15 protein-coding genes and 1 pseudogene are annotated in these 16,651 nt (G+C 36.7%); 6 read left to right on the top strand and 10 right to left on the bottom strand.

What is annotated here, in order from left to right; genetic code table 11:
• Position 1 precedes the first annotated feature (1 nt).
• Positions 2–2,962 carry a type III restriction-modification system endonuclease gene (locus O9K67_RS09255; RefSeq protein ID WP_061494231.1) on the top strand — a complete coding sequence of 987 codons (2,961 nt, stop codon included), beginning with the start codon at positions 2–4 and terminating at the stop codon, positions 2,960–2,962.
• A gap of 153 nt (positions 2,963–3,115) precedes the next feature.
• Here O9K67_RS09255 and pilV read toward each other — a convergent pair whose 3' ends face one another.
• From pilV to O9K67_RS09230, 5 genes are all read right to left on the bottom strand, one after another.
• Positions 3,116–4,786 carry a shufflon system plasmid conjugative transfer pilus tip adhesin PilV gene (gene pilV, locus O9K67_RS09250; protein ID WP_071889931.1) on the bottom strand — a complete coding sequence of 557 codons (1,671 nt, stop codon included), beginning with the start codon at positions 4,784–4,786 and terminating at the stop codon, positions 3,116–3,118.
• A 304-nt stretch (positions 4,787–5,090) separates the two neighbouring features.
• Positions 5,091–5,414, bottom strand: coding sequence for a conjugal transfer protein TraD (locus tag O9K67_RS09245; RefSeq protein ID WP_001280266.1), 324 nt, complete (start codon positions 5,412–5,414; stop codon positions 5,091–5,093).
• Between the two features lie 83 nt (positions 5,415–5,497).
• Positions 5,498–6,013, bottom strand: a complete 516-nt coding sequence (locus O9K67_RS09240; RefSeq protein ID WP_061494230.1) for a hypothetical protein — start codon at positions 6,011–6,013, stop codon at positions 5,498–5,500.
• Positions 6,014–6,039: 26 nt separating this feature from the next.
• Positions 6,040–6,549 carry a hypothetical protein gene (locus O9K67_RS09235; protein ID WP_032730746.1) on the bottom strand — a complete coding sequence of 170 codons (510 nt, stop codon included), beginning with the start codon at positions 6,547–6,549 and terminating at the stop codon, positions 6,040–6,042.
• Positions 6,550–7,493: 944 nt separating this feature from the next.
• A complete protein-coding gene (locus O9K67_RS09230; protein WP_004151478.1) occupies positions 7,494–7,976 on the bottom strand; it encodes a hypothetical protein in 483 nt (160 codons plus the stop codon).
• Between the two features lie 861 nt (positions 7,977–8,837).
• On the opposite strand from O9K67_RS09230, the gene mobQ reads away from it, so the two are divergent.
• Together mobQ and O9K67_RS09220 are read left to right on the top strand one after the other, a co-directional pair.
• Positions 8,838–10,358: a MobQ family relaxase gene (gene mobQ, locus O9K67_RS09225; protein WP_061494229.1), complete on the top strand. Its 1,521-nt coding sequence runs from the start codon at positions 8,838–8,840 to the stop codon at positions 10,356–10,358.
• A 94-nt stretch (positions 10,359–10,452) separates the two neighbouring features.
• Entirely contained in the window at positions 10,453–10,665 is a 213-nt protein-coding gene (locus tag O9K67_RS09220; RefSeq protein WP_048240811.1) for a hypothetical protein, read from the top strand.
• A 178-nt stretch (positions 10,666–10,843) separates the two neighbouring features.
• On the opposite strand, the pseudogene O9K67_RS09215 reads toward O9K67_RS09220, so the two are convergent.
• The 5 genes and pseudogenes from O9K67_RS09215 to O9K67_RS09195 form a co-directional block, all read right to left on the bottom strand.
• A pseudogene (locus O9K67_RS09215) lies at positions 10,844–11,083 on the bottom strand (hypothetical protein); the annotation flags it as partial.
• A gap of 105 nt (positions 11,084–11,188) precedes the next feature.
• Positions 11,189–11,464 carry a hypothetical protein gene (locus O9K67_RS09210; protein WP_049111569.1) on the bottom strand — a complete coding sequence of 92 codons (276 nt, stop codon included), beginning with the start codon at positions 11,462–11,464 and terminating at the stop codon, positions 11,189–11,191.
• A 9-nt stretch (positions 11,465–11,473) separates the two neighbouring features.
• The gene (locus tag O9K67_RS09205; RefSeq protein WP_061494228.1) at positions 11,474–12,025 is read right to left on the bottom strand and encodes a lipoprotein; all 552 of its coding nucleotides are present in this window, start codon (positions 12,023–12,025) and stop codon (positions 11,474–11,476) included.
• A gap of 15 nt (positions 12,026–12,040) precedes the next feature.
• A complete protein-coding gene (locus O9K67_RS09200) occupies positions 12,041–12,607 on the bottom strand; it encodes a hypothetical protein (RefSeq protein ID WP_032278471.1) in 567 nt (188 codons plus the stop codon).
• Positions 12,608–13,112: 505 nt separating this feature from the next.
• Positions 13,113–13,445 (bottom strand): hypothetical protein, encoded by a 333-nt coding sequence (locus O9K67_RS09195; RefSeq protein WP_032278472.1) that lies wholly within the window; start codon positions 13,443–13,445, stop codon positions 13,113–13,115.
• Positions 13,446–14,665: 1,220 nt separating this feature from the next.
• Between O9K67_RS09195 and O9K67_RS09190 the strand changes: the two genes are divergently transcribed.
• The 3 genes from O9K67_RS09190 to O9K67_RS09180 all read left to right on the top strand — a co-directional run bounded on the left by O9K67_RS09190 (position 14,666) and on the right by O9K67_RS09180 (position 16,622).
• A complete protein-coding gene (locus O9K67_RS09190; RefSeq protein ID WP_001548721.1) occupies positions 14,666–15,235 on the top strand; it encodes a replication/maintenance protein RepL in 570 nt (189 codons plus the stop codon).
• Positions 15,232–16,023, top strand: a complete 792-nt coding sequence (locus O9K67_RS09185) for a hypothetical protein (protein WP_061494227.1) — start codon at positions 15,232–15,234, stop codon at positions 16,021–16,023. The genes O9K67_RS09190 and O9K67_RS09185 overlap by 4 nt, the downstream gene beginning before the upstream one ends.
• Before the next feature lie 305 nt (positions 16,024–16,328).
• Positions 16,329–16,622, top strand: coding sequence for a hypothetical protein (locus O9K67_RS09180; protein ID WP_000129503.1), 294 nt, complete (start codon positions 16,329–16,331; stop codon positions 16,620–16,622).
• Positions 16,623–16,651: the final 29 nt, after the last annotated feature.

Raw genomic sequence — 16,651 nt, 5'->3', positions numbered from 1 at the left:
GATGAAACTACATTTTGAATCTGACCTTACCTATCAGCAAAACGCCATAACATCGGTCTGTGATTTGTTTGAAGGGCAAGAGAAATGGGAAAGCGAAATGACTGTGCTGGCCCCAGCTCAGGGTGCACTCTCATTTGAAGGCGCAACAGGTTCAATGCCTGTTAACCCACAAATACCCGAAGATGATGTTCTGCTGAAAAACTTAAACAATGTTCAGTTAAAAAACCAGCTTCCACCTTCACCTGTGCTCGACAGCCATGATTTTACTGTCGAAATGGAAACAGGGACAGGTAAAACGTATGTTTATCTTCGCACCATGCTGGAGTTGAACAAACGCTACGGCATGAGTAAATTTATTATTGTGGTTCCTTCAGTTGCTATCAAGGAAGGCGTTTATAAAACACTACAAATCACTGAAGAACATTTCAAAAGCCTGTATGCGGGAGTTCCATACGAATACTATCTGTATGATTCGGCAAAACCTGCGGATGTTCGAAATTTTGCAACCAGTTCTGTTATGCAGATCATGGTAATGACTGTGGGTGCGATTAACAAAAAAGATGTTAACAAGCTCTATCAGTCCAGTGAAAAAACAACTGTGGACGATCTGGATAAGCCCATTGATTTAATCCGTGCTACACGTCCAATTATTATTGTCGATGAACCGCAAAGTGTTGATGGTGGCTTGAACGGTGCGGGTAAAACCGCACTTAATGCTATGCACCCCATGTTCACCTTACGCTATTCAGCAACACATATTCATAAACATCATATGGTGTACCGCCTTGATGCCATTGATGCTTACAACCAAAAACTGGTCAAACAGATCGAGGTTGCCGGGCTTGAAGTCCAGAATGCAAGCAATAGCCCCTATGTAAAACTGGTCAGTATTAACAGTAAGAAGAATAGCATTAGCGCGACTGTTATTGTTGATATAGCCGATAAAAAAGGGAATGTAACTCGTTCTGAAATTACCGTGCATGACGGTATGACACTTGATGACGAAACGGGGCGTGATATTTATCAGGGATACAGGATAAGTGAGATCCGCACGGGCAAAGAAGGCTATCTGACACTGGAGACGCCTTCTAATACCTACTATATGCAAGTGGGTGATGTCGTGGGGGATATTGACCCTATGCTCATCCAGCGTCATATGATCAGACGTACAATCCGTGAACATCTGGATAAAGAACTTCGCCTGAATACTCAGCAAATCAAGGTTCTTACCCTGTTTTTCATCGATAAGGTTGATTTCTATCGCCAGTTCACTGAAGAAGGACAACGTGAGCCGGGTGAATATGCCCGTATCTTTGAGGAAGAATACCTTAAAGCCATCAAAAGTCCTGCCTATAAAGATTTACTCCCTTCTCATCCAGAACATGCTAAAGACGTTCATGATGGTTATTTCTCCATTGATAAAAAAGGTGCATGGGCTGAAACAAGCGAAAGCAATAATGCAGGCCGCGAAAATGCGGAACGTGGTTATAATCTCATCATGAAAAATAAAGAGAAGCTTTTGAGTTTCTCGAATCCGGTGAGGTTTATTTTTTCACACTCTGCTTTGAAAGAAGGCTGGGATAACCCCAATGTATTCCAGATCTGTAGCCTCCGAGAGATGGGAAGTGAACGAGAACGTCGTCAAACATTAGGCCGTGGTCTTCGCCTGTGTGTTAACCAAGAGGGTGAACGTGTTCGTGATGACAGCATTAACATTCTGACAGTCGTTGCCAGTGAAAATTATGAAGCCTACGCTGAACGATTACAGTCTGAAATTGAGAGCGAAACAGGCATACGTTTTGGTGTGATTGAAAAAGATGCGTTCGCCCATCTTATCTTCGCTGATTCCTCACAAGGTTTAGGTATTTCCGGTTCACATGATATCTGGTCTGAACTTCAGACTGAAGGTTATATTGAAAAATCGGGAAAAATCACCAAAACCCTGAAAAAAGTATTATTCGAAAACAATTTTGTTGTTAGTGAGAAGTATGCCTCACTACAGGAACAAATTGAAACTATCCTGCGTAAATCAGCAGGGCGACTCAATATAAACAATGCTGATGAACGTAAAACAATCAAATACCGGAAAGAAGTCTTAAACAGCCCGGAATTCGAAGCGTTATGGCAGCGAATTTGTCAAAAAACACTGTACCGACTGGCATTTGACGAAAACGAATTGATTAAATCCTGTACGAAATCACTTTCTGAAATGCAGCCTGTAGCAAAAGCAATGGTCAGTTTCAGCAAAGCAACAATCAAACAAAGTCAATCTGGCCTTGATGTTAAAGCTCTGTCTAATGGAACAACAAGCTCTGTAGTTGATGTTGCAGAGCAGCCATTGCCAGATATTCTTGGTGTTCTACAGGAAAAAACCGGACTGACAAGACGCAGTTTAAGCACCATCCTGAAAGAGAGTGGAAGACTCGCTGATTTTGCTAAAAATCCACAGCAGTTTATCAGTGAAGCTATAGGCCGAATCAACTACTGCAAACGCCTGTCAATTGTTGATGGTATTAAATATTATCCACTAAAAGGAGATGTGTATGCGCAAAGCCTGTTTATGGATAAAGAACTGACGGGATATGCCCGTAATCTTTTTGAAACTTCGGCTAAGTCAGTTTATGAATACGTTCCAAAAGATTCTGAAGTCGAAAGCCGTTTCGCTCAGGAACTCGAAGAACAGGATGAAGTAAAGCTTTATGTGAAGCTGCCGGGATGGTTTAAAATCCCGACACCATTAGGGACTTACAATCCTGACTGGGCCTTAGTTATTGAAGACAATGGTGAAGAACATATTTACTTTGTTGTAGAGACAAAAAGTAAACACATTGGTCTTGGTCATGAAGAAGATGCGAAGATAGCCTGTGGAACAGCGCATTTTAGTGCTTTAGAAGCAGAAATAATCAATGCGGCAAAATATGTTCGAGCCACAGATCTTACAGAAATACTGAGCAGCTTTTAAGTTATATAAGCTGACCTTTTAGGAGGCCAGCTTATACTTCACAAAAGTAAAATATAAAAAATACACATTTTAGTTATATTTTGTCTTCCGTTGCTCGCAACAGTTATAGTAACCCATACTCAAAAAATTTTCATAAAAATGGGACAAAAGGTTTTAACCTTTTTTAATAATATACATTAGTGCTACGTTTTTCGGTCTGTTTTCAGGGGCTGTTGGAACCTGTCTTGAAGCATCAAAAGCAAAGTCGTCATTACAGTGTGATGAGCATGTCCCTGTTGTTTGAGCATTATTACCATGCCTTGCTCCAGAATCATAAAATGAGCCGTAATATGCATCAAATCTCACTCCTCCAATACCACTTACTGATCCTGATATATTTCTTATAGCATCACCCTGTGTAGATAATATACCTCTTGATGAGTCAGAATCAATACCAGCACCATGATCCCACGCTCTAACAAACTGCCCTCGTATATCTGGAACCACACCAGAAGGATATAGAGTTGCCAATGTTGGATTTTTGCTCTTATCAAAAGCCTGTCCGTTTAATTCCAACCAGCCAACCGGAGCATTGGATGTTCCCCACATTTTTATTGTTCCGGGCTGTTCTCCAGAAAAATTCCACACACCATTAACACAAGATAAAATCTGACCATCTGCTGTTCGTCCCTGTAATCCATTAGATTGACATTCTTTGCCAACCTCAGCCTGTCCGTTCAATTGAACAAATTCTCCCACCGTAGCGCGTCCTGTGGATTCTAATGTAGCGCCTTTGACATTTTTGGCGGCCTCTATGTTTCCAGAGGCTGTAATGTTTCTAAGAGAGCTAATGTCAGTCTGAACCCTCATATTTCCATCAATATCTAATATAACATCATTTCCGCGACTAGACGTTGGTGAATGTATCGTTAGTGGATGGTTAGATAGCATTTTTATTTCATAATCTCGACCTAAACCTCCAGAATATCCATCTCCACCAAAACCTATAGCGTCCCCATATCCATTCTTAGCCCACATCCAATTACCGGCTGAAATATTACCGTCCGCATCAATTTTTCCAGTAGCCTTAATGTTTCTTGCCTGTAGGTCACCTGTCGTCGTAATGTTGCCAGTGGCATTAAGTGCGGCGACATTGTTGATATTGTGTCCGTCAAGATTTAGATCGCCAGTCATGGGCAAGGTTCCATCCCGTCTTAAATATACAGAATATAACGCACTATTAAAACCAACTCTAAATGCTAACTGTCCAGCGGATGTAATATTATTAAAATTAGCAGACGTTTCTGACCATTGACCACTATGCCCAGAAGCAATAGATGTTGTTTTAGTCATACCGCTATCTATACCTGCTGTTTGCATGGCTTTCCCTAATAAATCATAACGTGTTTTTCCGCCTTCAATCCATGCCGTCGATGTCGTTATAAGACCATTAATAACATAGTTAGGTGAAGTTCCATCTCGTTTTAATATGATTTTATACGAGGATTTATTAGCATTAGTGCCTGTGTAGGTTGAAGGTAGTAAACCTTCTTTAATCAATGTCTGGTAAGTAATTTCACATACTGAGCCTGAACAGGTTCTTGGTCCCGGATCGGTTCCTGTTCCGGCAGCATTGGATAAGGTTGACAATTTATCATAACGGATATTTATATAGCCATTAACTGCTTCACCGATCTGTTTCATTTGTTGCCCAACAGCAGAAGCCAATATACTCTCCTGTTCATTTTTCATATCCTGAAACTTCATAAAAGCCACTATCGTCCCAACACCTAAAACAAGAGTTAATTCTAGTAAAGAGAATCCTTTTTTAATTTTCATTTTCATCGTCCTATTTTATATTCACGTATTAATTAATTATCAAATAACAAACAAAAATCAAGATACAGATAAAAACAAATCCCCAGCCATATTAAAATTAAGCTAGAGATTTGTCAGGACGTGAAATATAAACCTAAAAATTATATTTTATTATTTTATAGATGAAAAAATCTGATTATATAAGATTATGAATCATTGTACTGATAGATATATCATCATAAATAGAATGTCAAATCTTTTAATGAAAGTTAACGATAATTATCTATTGGAATTTTTTCTCAAATAAGTGTCAAATAGTTTATATGCATTATCAAGTTTTCCTTCCTTTCATGCTCGCCAGAAATAACATTCCGCTTCTTTTAAATCTTTCTTTATCATCTGGATGTAGGTGGGGTATCTCTAGTAGCATACCTAAAACAAGATCCTTATCCACCGTAAAAACATCACAATCAAGAGCCTTGGCAACTTCAGCCCCTAAAATTATTTTCTGACGTGTCTCTATCTGTTTAGCTTCTTTCTTAGACTTATATTGCAAACGATTTAAACGCATCTGAGCAGATGCTAATTGCTGCTCCAGTGTCTTTTTTATTCGTGGTTTCTTTCTGGTTTGCTCTTTATCTGAAATATCACTCATTTTCTATCCTCTTATAGTTCCATGATACATATATATTTCTTATATATATGTTAGTCAATGAGGATATTTGAAAAATTGGATTATTATTTCTTTTTATGCGATGGGAGCTTTTCTTTTAAAATATTAAAGCAGTTGATAACATTCTCATGCTCTACTGAAAAATGATCTATACTCCTTTTCAGAAGATCATTGGCAACATCAACGATAAATTGGCTTCTTTCATTATGATTATAGACAGTAAATACATCAGCTATCCAGTGATAGCAGCAAAGCGTCAACAAAATACAATAGTCTTGATATTCTTTAATGCCTGATATAAAAGTACATCCGTTATAATCTACTTGCCTTGTTCTTCTATAATATTGTTTAAGCGTGGGCTTCATTATTATTAAATTATTTTTAACCATGTCATAGTGAATGTCATCCTGAACGTAGTCGTTTTTAAGAAAGAAACTATTGCTATGAACATATAAAGCATAGGCAATGGTTTCAGTAGATATTCCATATTTTTCGCATAAAGCCGTTGAGACAACAGGATTGTTTTCAATATATCTTATAAACTCACTTTCTTTCAAGTTTTTTGTTTTGGTTTTCTTCATATATTTCTCACCATTATTATATTCGATTAACGACGGAAGGTTTCTGGTCTTTTCCACTCAAACACTACTGCATGACGTTCTTTGTCTCTTTCTTTTTTGATCTGACAAGATATACGATTGTTGAGGATCTTTTTTCGAGCAATTTTTAAAACTTCTTTCATTTCACATTTTACAAGCTTTCTACCTTTAATTTTCATTTCTTCATATATGGCATTATTGATAAAATCTCTTTCTTTAGCTGATAGTATCTTTAATCTTCCTTGCTCATCCGCATTATTTGATATGGTATTAATTGTTTCATCTTCTTTTTTTTCCATATCAACTCTACTCTTCTTTTGTTTTTTTGATTTTTGCTCTTTTCTAATCGAGCGGACTTGATCACGAGCAATAAATTTGACAGTTTGTTTTTCTTTTTTATTTAGTGCTTTACCTTTTAACTTAGCGGCTTCTTCCAGAAAATCATCTATTATCTTTTTTTCATTCTCAGTAAGATTTTGTATCCATCCCATTCTTAGTTTTTTTGTTTTACTTTCCATATCATTACCTTTTTATTTATATTTTTTAATTAATACAATTAAAAAACAAAAAACTCAAATTAATCCATGCACCATATTTAATTTATAAACCTACTTATCTTTCGTTAGTGCCTTGATGAAATGGCACCTACCTACTGATATTTTTAAAATTATTTTTTTGTACTAGTAGTACTAGAATTTTATTAGATTAGGTTCTGGGGTTTTAGATAGCGACTTTCAGTCGTAGTAGTTTTCCGTCAGGAAAACTTAGTTTTTCTGCAAGCTTCACCCCCCTAACCCCCCCGTAAAAAAATACTATTGTAATATTTTTTTTAGGTTCGCAGGTTGGCGATTCTCACCGTAGCTATTGAGTTCCAGCACGTTTCCATTACTGGGACACCCCATCGGACTCCTACGGATACATCATGATCATTTAAAGCATTTTCTCGTTTTACTAAAGAAAATTATACTACCGCTTTATAGATTTTAGATGAACGCTTCAAGTTGGTGGCTACCGACTTCCCCCCGTTTATATGCCACCTACAATAACCTAAGAACAAAACAGTTTTTAACACATGATGTCCAAAGATTCTTAGACCTGATACAGCAGGTTTTAACGTTATTGCTTTCGAGAACTAAAATGTTTTTGGAAATGGTATTTGAAAGGCTTGTAAAAAAGTTGCGATTTAGATTTGACAAATATGAAAAGATTATTTAATACTTTATTATATTTGTAATCACGTTGTCTCTTAACTGATTACAAGGCTTCAAAAGTCGGCAAAACTTTTTTAGTCCTTAAAAAGTCAACTTTGATAAGTTGGCTTTTTTTGTATCTTCATTTTATTTACATCGACATTTTTTATTTGTCAAATAATAATCAATAAAATATTTTCCACACATAGCTTTCAAATTATTATGTATTGAGCTATAGCCAATCATATTCTCTTTTTCGCAGCCTGAGCCTTCTACCATTTAACCATCCCATGATCAATACTTTTACCGAACTTCTTAATTAACCCGTCATTTATATATGATCTTATTTTTAATTTTCTAAAATTGAACCCATAAACTTCCTGTTGAAAAATTGTAATAATCATCGGAACGTCAGAATGCACAATCCTCCCACTATCTAGCCAATTAATCATTTTTTCCAAAACACTCTCTCTGAAACGTTCAGTCACAGTTTTAAATGATATATCAGCATCATCCATCACCTCTTTTATTTCGCTATTAATTTTATCACCATGATCACACAAAAGACTTAAAGATATTTTTTCGCCTATATCGCTTTTGATTTCCATTATCTCATCATTATATGATTTGATGATACCTTTTAGCTCATCGTAAAACTTACCATAAAAATAAAAATCTCGTGTAATGCATAGATTAATATGTTCAAGTTGTTTTTTGTTTTTCTTCTCATTATTATTTGAATTATATTCACTCATCTTATCCACCCTCAGCTAAATAGATAATACTCTTCTTATATTTATTTGCTTTTGTCAAAAACAGCACTTCGTGATTGTCATAAACAATCACTATGCTGAATAGGGCTTGCCCTATTAATGATGGTTTGTTCCAATCATGGGTTTTATTCTCATACCTTGCTAGCGCTCACTCACATAAAACAGGTTAGACCAATTAAACTAAAAGTGATGGAATATTGGAAATAATGAAATTTAAAAACATGATATGTAAAATCCACCTAGCTTTCAAAACCAGACCTCTCCGCGTTACTTATTTTTACATATTAGTGCTTTTCATTTAACCTGTTAATATCCATTCTATTTCTCATAACTAAGCTGTGATTTGTGCAGCACATAAAAGAGTCTGTTATTTTAGGAATTTCAGTTATCAACTAAAGATTTTCAACTCAATTTTAATAAAATTCACGTTCCCGCCTACGGCGGGAGACTAATTAAACTACTTTTGCCCTTACGGGCGCTCTCTAAAACCATAATCATTAAGATTCGTGTAATACCTCAGCCGTTCATCCGAATCTAGCCCTGTAAATTTCACAGCCTATAAAACTAGAGTTATTATTTAAGTATAGAAAAACTTTAAACATTGTCGTTATTTTTAGCTCCGTTAGGAGATATAAAAATAAAGCAATGCCCACCTATACACTGCTACGCAGTGTGTGGGGTCTACCGACGGTTGCCTGCCGCAGGCTAACACCGTTTCCTTCGGAAACAAGGTCAACGTCAACACCAGAGTTTTTCTTGCGAAAAACTAAAACCAGCATAGTCGCATTGGAGATTTATATTTTAGTTTGATATTTAAATTTATATTGAGGTTGTTTTTATTGTATGGCTATTTTTCATCTTGATTTTAAAATTGTGAAACGTTCAGAAGGTAGGTCTTCCGTTGCGAAGGCTGCCTATCATGCTCGTACACGTATAACAGATGAAAGAACAGGTGATACGTATGATTACAGTCGCCGTACTGATTTATATGGGCATTTCATATTAGCTCCAGTTAATGCACCGGAACATATCATAAAAGACTCTACAGCATTGTGGAATGAAGTTGAACGGGTCGAGCGTCAGCAAAATGGTCAAACATCTCGTTATTTCGATGTTGCTATTCCCACCGAGTTAAACAATGACGACAAGAAAAAACTTGTCCTTGAGTATTGTCAGAAAAATTTCGTTGATAAAGGCATGATTGCCGACATCGCTTTTCATGATCTTGATAGCGACAACCCACATGCTCACGTTATGTTGACGTTAAAAGCCATAGGCCCGGAAGGTTTTGGTAAAAAAGAAAGAAGCTGGAACGACAGAAAAATGTCTGTGTTGTGGCGTGAATCATGGGCATCTATGGCTAACAGCTATCTCGAAGCCGCAGGTTCATCAGAACGTATTGACCATCGTTCCCTTCAGGCCCAGCATGAAGAGGCATTAGAAAAAGCGGCGGCTGCTCTGGACAATGAAGAACAAGCGCTATGGCTTGCTAAAGCCGCTGAAACAAACCGCCCTGCAATGAAACGTATCCATAGTGCCAAATGGCGCAGTAAAGCTGCTCAGGAACAAAGAGCCGCAGAACAGGCTGTTCGTGACGCTGCTAAACAAGAAGCTGTTGAAGTCTACAAAACATTCAGTGAACTTGACCTTGAAATCGTCGTTGATGTCAGAAGCTTTACGATTACACATCTTGCTGAACCAGAAGAGATTGTTTTACCAGAAACACGCTCCGGTTCTTCTGCCAGTGTACCGCAAAGACCTGTTCTGGTTGCCCCGGCACCTCATACTCGTATGCGTGGCGTTAAATCCTATCGTGATAAATCCAAAGTCAGTAAGGTTGTTGCTGGTAAGAAACCATCGGTCAGTATTTCTGATTATGAAACAAATACTATTTTGAAAACATCCTCCTCTCAAGCCCTAAACAGGGCATCCAGAAGCGCCCCTGAACGTGTTAAGAGGAAACAGACTACTCCACGTCAGGATAATATTTTTAAACGTTTCACAACTCTTGTCATAGATTTTTTCAAGCAGAAGTTCGTATGGGCTAAAACAGACAAAATTAAAGTTGATATTATCAGTGAGGAACATGATAAACGTATTGCTGAAAACTACGTCTTTGACGAGGTATTAGGCCGTCATGTTTCACGTAATGAATATGAACAACGTGCTAAATTCAATAATGATGAAAAACAAAAACAAACTGAGATCTGCGCCACGAAACCAGCGGCAGGTGAAATTTATCGTTTCCCAAGTCGTGTGAAAAAATCTGAACAACCCAGTAACACACCAGACTACATACCTACACTCTCATCTGGTAAGCGCAATGGGCCAAAATTAAGACCGCCGGGTTTCCCCCAAAAATAAGATGGTTTTTACCGCACTGACCTCGTTCATTGAACTTGAAAAACAGATGCCCCCCTGACATAATCCTTGTCTTATAAAATCAGAGGGTTTAAAAATGACAGACCGTTTCTTGATTACTCCACATAGCACCACACTTACTTACAGAATCGGGGAAGGAGAGGAAATCACTCAGGAAATCCCTCTTCATATCGTGTTTGATATTGTTTCTCAGGTTGTTATTGGGGTTTATGGTTCTTTAGAAGAAGCTCAGCTAAAAAAGACCGAGCTTGAAGAAAAATTAAAATCTACACGAAAACTTCGCATGTAATGATTGGCATTTCTTTATACCTGTTTTTATGCTCCTGAATCTCAGGGGCATCAAACATGATTACTGCATCATTCCCTTCAGGTGATACATACCAGCAGCCATTTTCTTTTTTATTATATGGATGTCTCTTATCTGTTTTTGATATAAAACCTTTTCTTATGTTAACACCTTCAGGCCATTCATTGATTTCTTCAATCATAAATGAAGTTTCATCTATGTGTGTATGCCTGAAAAGTTGAAATTCTTTTATCTCTACAGAAAAAGGCATTTTTATATATGACTGATAAACATTACCATCTTCACATAATAAAAAGCATTCGATGCCGGACCAAGGAATCTTGTGAACCCACTTATCAAGGACTGGATTGCCACTCACATGTTCAGGCCAGTCATTACTCAATTTTATTAAAATTTTCATACTCTCTCCTTTTTATTATTAATTAGCAAAACAAAATCCAATGTCAAATAAAAAGCTGAGAATAAAACCATGCCTTTCGAAAAAAGACATGGTTTAAATTTTATTTTACATCCTTCGCCTGAAAACAACATTATCAGAGAAAATTGCCTTACCTGCGACAAACCCAACAGCCGCAATTATTGGTAGGCTGATAGTAGCTCCCGCCATACCTGTAGACATTCCGATCAGTATAGACAGGCCGAAGGTCAATAATATAACCACGAAAGCATACCAGCCGGGGAAGGTTCCATACAGAACCGTCGCCATGCAGCCGGTGCAGACATGGACGCCTCTCTGACTTTCTTTTAGGCACAAAGGACACTGAATAGTTTTGTTTTCCATGATAGCCCCTTAGATAGCTTTCCAGCCATTGCTGGTTTTAACAAGATTAATCATGCTCTCTTCAGGTTCATTCATACCCTTGACGCTGGAGAACGCTTTTTTGTCCACCCATGCAGGAACATCCGCCAACTTCCATGTATAAGACACGCGAACAATTTTCTGATTACCGTTTCCCGGTTCAGTCCATTCCTTTATCTCAGCAACCGCACGATGACCAATACAGGCACCATTTTTACGATCCCAAAACTCAACCGCTTGGCCTTTGTCTGTTACTTCCAGAACATCGACACTACTAAAACCATTAGCTTGTTGAGAAACATCAAGCAGTCCCTGATTAGCCAGACCTTTCAATATTTCATCACTGGCACTATACCCCGCTGAACGGTAGCCATGGTTGACCCGGATGGGGAAGCCCTTATTGAACACAATGTCATTATCCTGCAAGGAGTAGCACAGCTTTGATTGTGATATTTTTGCGTTGATCGCTTTTTCAAAATCGCCTTTTTCACCGCATCCCGATACAAGAGCAGCAAGACCCGCCACGAGTAAAAATTTACGCATAGTGTTATCCCAGAGTTAATGGTTGATTGTGCCGTTTCTCAGAACAACAAGACGAACTGGCATATCGGCATTGTTTACTGTGGCGAAGCCACGAACTTCAAAGTTGTTGACTGTTCCAGTGACACTGACTTTCTGGCCTTTCTTGTAAGTAAGAACGGCATCATCAATACCAGAGTAGTAATCCAGCCAGACCATCGCGCCGCAGTAGCTGGTATCAGAGGTTTTAAATAAAAGGTAATAGTTAGGGGCTGACTTAGGCATTCCCGTCATCATATCGCTGGCACTTCTGCCCTTCGTAACTTCCAGAACAGTGGCATTGGTGATAGAGATCCTTTTGCCAGTCCACTGTTTCTCTGCCGCCATTGCGTTTTCTTCATAGTCTTTGCAGACAGCACCAAGGCCAGATACAGACGATACCGGGCCAAGGCTTTGAGTGGTGGCGGTGCCCCCCAGCGCTTTACCTACTGAAGACAACGAAGAACTGATTGCTCCATTAACTGTATTCACACCATCGTTGAGCTGCTGGCATCCTGTCAGTGCGGCAGCAGACAGCAGTAGAGGCATCACTATCCGTAATTTCATATCTATCCCCAATGTGTGGAAACTTTATGTCAAAGACAGCCCTACCCATAGGTTGGTCTCTCTGGGCTGTAAAAAAGCATTAATCAATTGATAGGATTCAATTTATTTTTCTGTTCGTCATATCGTTTGTATCGATCGAATTCAAATCATTTGATAGATCAAAACTATCATATATCTATAATCGATCGATATAAACTATTAAAACACCGATCAATTGACGCTAATTTGATAGTTAATATCTATCAAATGCAGTTTATTGATCTTTTATATCGATCAATAAGAGGTGTAATGTACACGAAGAGCCATGTCAGTAGCTGTTTGCACATGGATGGAGATAGAAAGGTATAGGTCGGAACAGATAATACCCTGTCGACCATTACGCAGACAGGTATTGTTAGATCTCAGGTAATGTAGCTATCTACAGATATGGTGTTGTAAAAACCTGTATGCAACGCATGTTTTAATATACTGTTTCATATGGAATGGTAGCTACCATTCAGACTTTTCAATCATCTTCCAAAGCACTCACACCACTTGCCGGGAAATTGGTTTTCATATTATTCGATATCTTCGGAACTAAGGACTCTATTGTTTCTTCGCTAACTTGGCTGAGTTCAGAAATCAATCTTCTGTATGTATTAATCATTCGTTCCTGATCAAACTGATTTGCTGATTCTGATAAGAAGAAATAGCCATAATCTTTGACATGGATATTATCACCACTTTCCAAAGTGAGTTTTATTCCTTGTTCATTTTCTTCAACTTCTTTAACAATACAAGTCATAAATGGTATTTTTTTATTTGTATGAAAGAGCGTAATAATCTTAATGTTGTTCATTCATTATTTTCCTTCTTTTTTATTATTTAATACCATATCGAATCGGTAAAAATCAAATTTAACTCATATAATAAACGTTTTACCTGTTTTTTCTTATTCTTTTGAAAAGATATTTCTCTTATGAGCTAACGCTCATGTGCTGACGCACGGCTACGCCCTAACTCTGTAAAATATATTTAACGATTTAACAATAGTCCTTGCTATGTTTTAGGGTAAAGCCAAAAGGATCAACATCTATTCTTTTATTCATGATTAAATATTTTAGATCCTATATTTCATAACAGTATTAGCACTAAAAAATATAGTATTTGCTCTTAAACGCATAGGAAAACTATATCCTCAATAGCAGCACTGAGTGATTGTCCAAAACAATCACATTGCTGGAACAGGGCTGGCCCCTGTTAATGATGGATTTATCCATAAAGAACTGCGGCAGTAGCCGCTGACCTAATAATAGTATAATTAATCTTATCAATTCATATTCGATTTAGTTCTTAAGATTTTATATACGCTAGCTTTACCTTGAAATTAATTAAAACCTCATATTGAAAACAGATCTTTTCTTATGATCTTTCGCTCATGGCTCCGCCCCTTATCTATATATTAACGAGGAATCAATCAAGGTTATAGCATTTGCTCTTAAACGCATAGTAAAACTATATCTCCATAGCAGCACTTCGTGATTGTTCAAAACAATCACATTGCTGGAACAGGGTTCATCCCTGTTGATGATGGATTTATCCATGAATAATTGCGGCGATAGTCGCTATGAGGTAAATGGGAAACAATTTCAACTTTAATAAGATATCAGCAGCGCTTAGTGATTGTTTGAAACAATCACTTCGCTGAGATATAAATTGAAGAGAGGAAACCAATGCAATAAATAGTTAAACTATACCCTTGAAATACCTCTGCATAGTTGTTCTCAACTTCACTAATTGAATAATGAAGAAGGAAAATGCTCTCAGGGCAGCTATAGCTCAAAACCAAGTACCGACATCCGGGAGTTAAAGTCCCGAATCCCGGTACTTAAGTTGATAAGTATTCTCAAATAAAAATGATAAAGTGTTATTTATATATATTATGTAGCACTACAAGTTTCATAAGTAAAAACATCAAGTGTTAGTTATTTTAAAAAATATAAACTTTAAGTATTGACTTGCACGCAAAATATAGTATTTACTTAAATGTATAACTAAAAAAATAAAGGAGTAAATACCATGATAGAAAATAAGATACAAACTGAAGTAAAGAAATCAAGAAGAGGTCTCCCACGTCATACTAAAAACCCATTTCTTAATGATACAAGTCTACATACAAAAACTGGAGTCAGACGTATTACTACAGGAAAAGATCGATTAGCATTAATTAATGAAAATACTGGAGAGCAAGTTGGTAATGGCGGTTTCTATCAGGCTATGGAGGTTGATAAGACACAGTTCGTGAAACTTTATGTTGACGGAGTATCTGCTATTGAAGGACTGTCTTCATCGGGTAAAAAAGTTTTCAAGATCCTTTATCTTGCTATCAGAGATAATAAGGATACTGATACTATTTTGATGTCATACGATATTGTTGATCAAGATGTCGTAAAAATATCCAGAACAACATATTTCAAAGGCATGAAAGAACTTGCTGACAAGAAGTTTATTGCAGAGACCATGATACAGAACTATTACTTCATTAATCCAGACTATATGTTTAATGGCGACCGTTTAACATTTATGAAAACATATTATCTTTCCAGCAGTAACTCTAATAAACCCAGTAATAATAAGGTGAAGAAATGAAATACTTACCCGGCTCACTCGAAATAAAACTGCATGATAGATTATCAAAAACCGATATACTTGACATCTTAGCTGAACAAATGACTATGCTTGAGGAAACATTTGGTATCGAAGAGTTTAGTCTAAATTACTATCTTGGATGTTATATTGATAGTAAGAAACAATCCTTCTATCATGAAGAACATAACGCTATTGTAGAGTCATTTAATTTAAAAAATGATACGAAGCTTGAGAACACGTCTAAACTCATCTCAAAAAATGGTAATGCCCGAATTGTTTCCTTTGATAAAAATATTAATGTAGATAAAATTCGCTCAACCGTAGAAAGCATTCAGATGCATAATCCATATCGATATTGGTCTAATAATATCAAAGTTATTCCATCATCCGTAGTTAAAAACATCATTCAAGATAAAGAGAGAAAATTACAACTAGAAAGAGATAAAATTAACTTACTCAACCAACTAAGACGTAAACAACAAGAGGAGCAAAAGCGTAAGGAGCGTGAAGAATTTGATCGTCCGTTAAAATCACTCATTGCAAGAAAGATCATGGAAAGCGGTCTAACTGATGTAGAGTTCAAAAGAACAATATGTTCAAGCTTTGACTATATAAAGAGCCGTTCTGTAATAGCAAAATACCTAGCCAATAAACCTGATTTGTTAGAAAAATATCATGATTCCCGATTAATAAGAATGTCCATCAAAAATGATGAAGGTAAAGTCGGCAAGGTTGAACTTTATGATCTTTCTGGAACACTAATTTTTGAAAGCTATAAAAACAAATAAGAGAGGTATGATATGCAATGTTCATGTGGTAGAGAAATGACAGAGAGGTTTTCTGTTTCTAAGAAATGCAACTTGAGATGGGAATACTCTTTTTGTAAGTCTTGTGGAAGAATCGATGCAGATTATCTTTATAGCTACGATAAAACACAGTTTATTGAACGAGGTTATTCAGCAAGGCTAAATTATAGAGACATGACAAGAAAAATAGATAATTAAATCCATGCCTCTCCATTAAATTTGACACTTTGAACCAATCCCTTAAAATAAAATATATACACAATCCACTAAAAATAAGAGGAGTCAACATGACAGACCATATAAAAAAAGAACCGGAAGATGAAACAATTATTGATAGTGCTAAAATTTACGATGCGCTTAGAAAAAATTATTTTGATAGATGCTTCCTTTCTTCTTACTTAGATGAAAAAATAGATGATAACTTACATCCTTTCAGTGACGAAGCATATAATAAAATGAAGTCCTTGCATGATGAAAGAGATAATCTTAATTTTAAAAACAAAATGAAAGAGATTAAAAGGAATTTATCTACATCACAAAAAAAAGAAGTCGAAAAAATAATGAAAAACAAAATAAAATAATTTTTTAAATATCCAGCCATGAAAAACAC

Source organism: Kosakonia oryzendophytica (assembly GCF_027886705.1).
In the GTDB taxonomy this organism is placed as follows: domain Bacteria; phylum Pseudomonadota; class Gammaproteobacteria; order Enterobacterales; family Enterobacteriaceae; genus Kosakonia; species Kosakonia oryzendophytica.
This window is presented reverse-complemented; position numbering and strand designations above follow the sequence as displayed.

Coding starts and splice junctions, on each gene's coding strand:
- O9K67_RS09255 (WP_061494231.1), top strand. CDS start 2: ATGAAACTACATTTTGAATCTGACCTTACCTATCAGCAAAACGCCATA.
- pilV (WP_071889931.1), bottom strand. CDS start 4,786: ATGAAAATGAAAATTAAAAAAGGATTCTCTTTACTAGAATTAACTCTT.
- O9K67_RS09245 (WP_001280266.1), bottom strand. CDS start 5,414: ATGAGTGATATTTCAGATAAAGAGCAAACCAGAAAGAAACCACGAATA.
- O9K67_RS09240 (WP_061494230.1), bottom strand. CDS start 6,013: ATGAAGAAAACCAAAACAAAAAACTTGAAAGAAAGTGAGTTTATAAGA.
- O9K67_RS09235 (WP_032730746.1), bottom strand. CDS start 6,549: ATGGAAAGTAAAACAAAAAAACTAAGAATGGGATGGATACAAAATCTT.
- O9K67_RS09230 (WP_004151478.1), bottom strand. CDS start 7,976: ATGAGTGAATATAATTCAAATAATAATGAGAAGAAAAACAAAAAACAA.
- mobQ (WP_061494229.1), top strand. CDS start 8,838: ATGGCTATTTTTCATCTTGATTTTAAAATTGTGAAACGTTCAGAAGGT.
- O9K67_RS09220 (WP_048240811.1), top strand. CDS start 10,453: ATGACAGACCGTTTCTTGATTACTCCACATAGCACCACACTTACTTAC.
- O9K67_RS09210 (WP_049111569.1), bottom strand. CDS start 11,464: ATGGAAAACAAAACTATTCAGTGTCCTTTGTGCCTAAAAGAAAGTCAG.
- O9K67_RS09205 (WP_061494228.1), bottom strand. CDS start 12,025: ATGCGTAAATTTTTACTCGTGGCGGGTCTTGCTGCTCTTGTATCGGGA.
- O9K67_RS09200 (WP_032278471.1), bottom strand. CDS start 12,607: ATGAAATTACGGATAGTGATGCCTCTACTGCTGTCTGCTGCCGCACTG.
- O9K67_RS09195 (WP_032278472.1), bottom strand. CDS start 13,445: ATGAACAACATTAAGATTATTACGCTCTTTCATACAAATAAAAAAATA.
- O9K67_RS09190 (WP_001548721.1), top strand. CDS start 14,666: ATGATAGAAAATAAGATACAAACTGAAGTAAAGAAATCAAGAAGAGGT.
- O9K67_RS09185 (WP_061494227.1), top strand. CDS start 15,232: ATGAAATACTTACCCGGCTCACTCGAAATAAAACTGCATGATAGATTA.
- O9K67_RS09180 (WP_000129503.1), top strand. CDS start 16,329: ATGACAGACCATATAAAAAAAGAACCGGAAGATGAAACAATTATTGAT.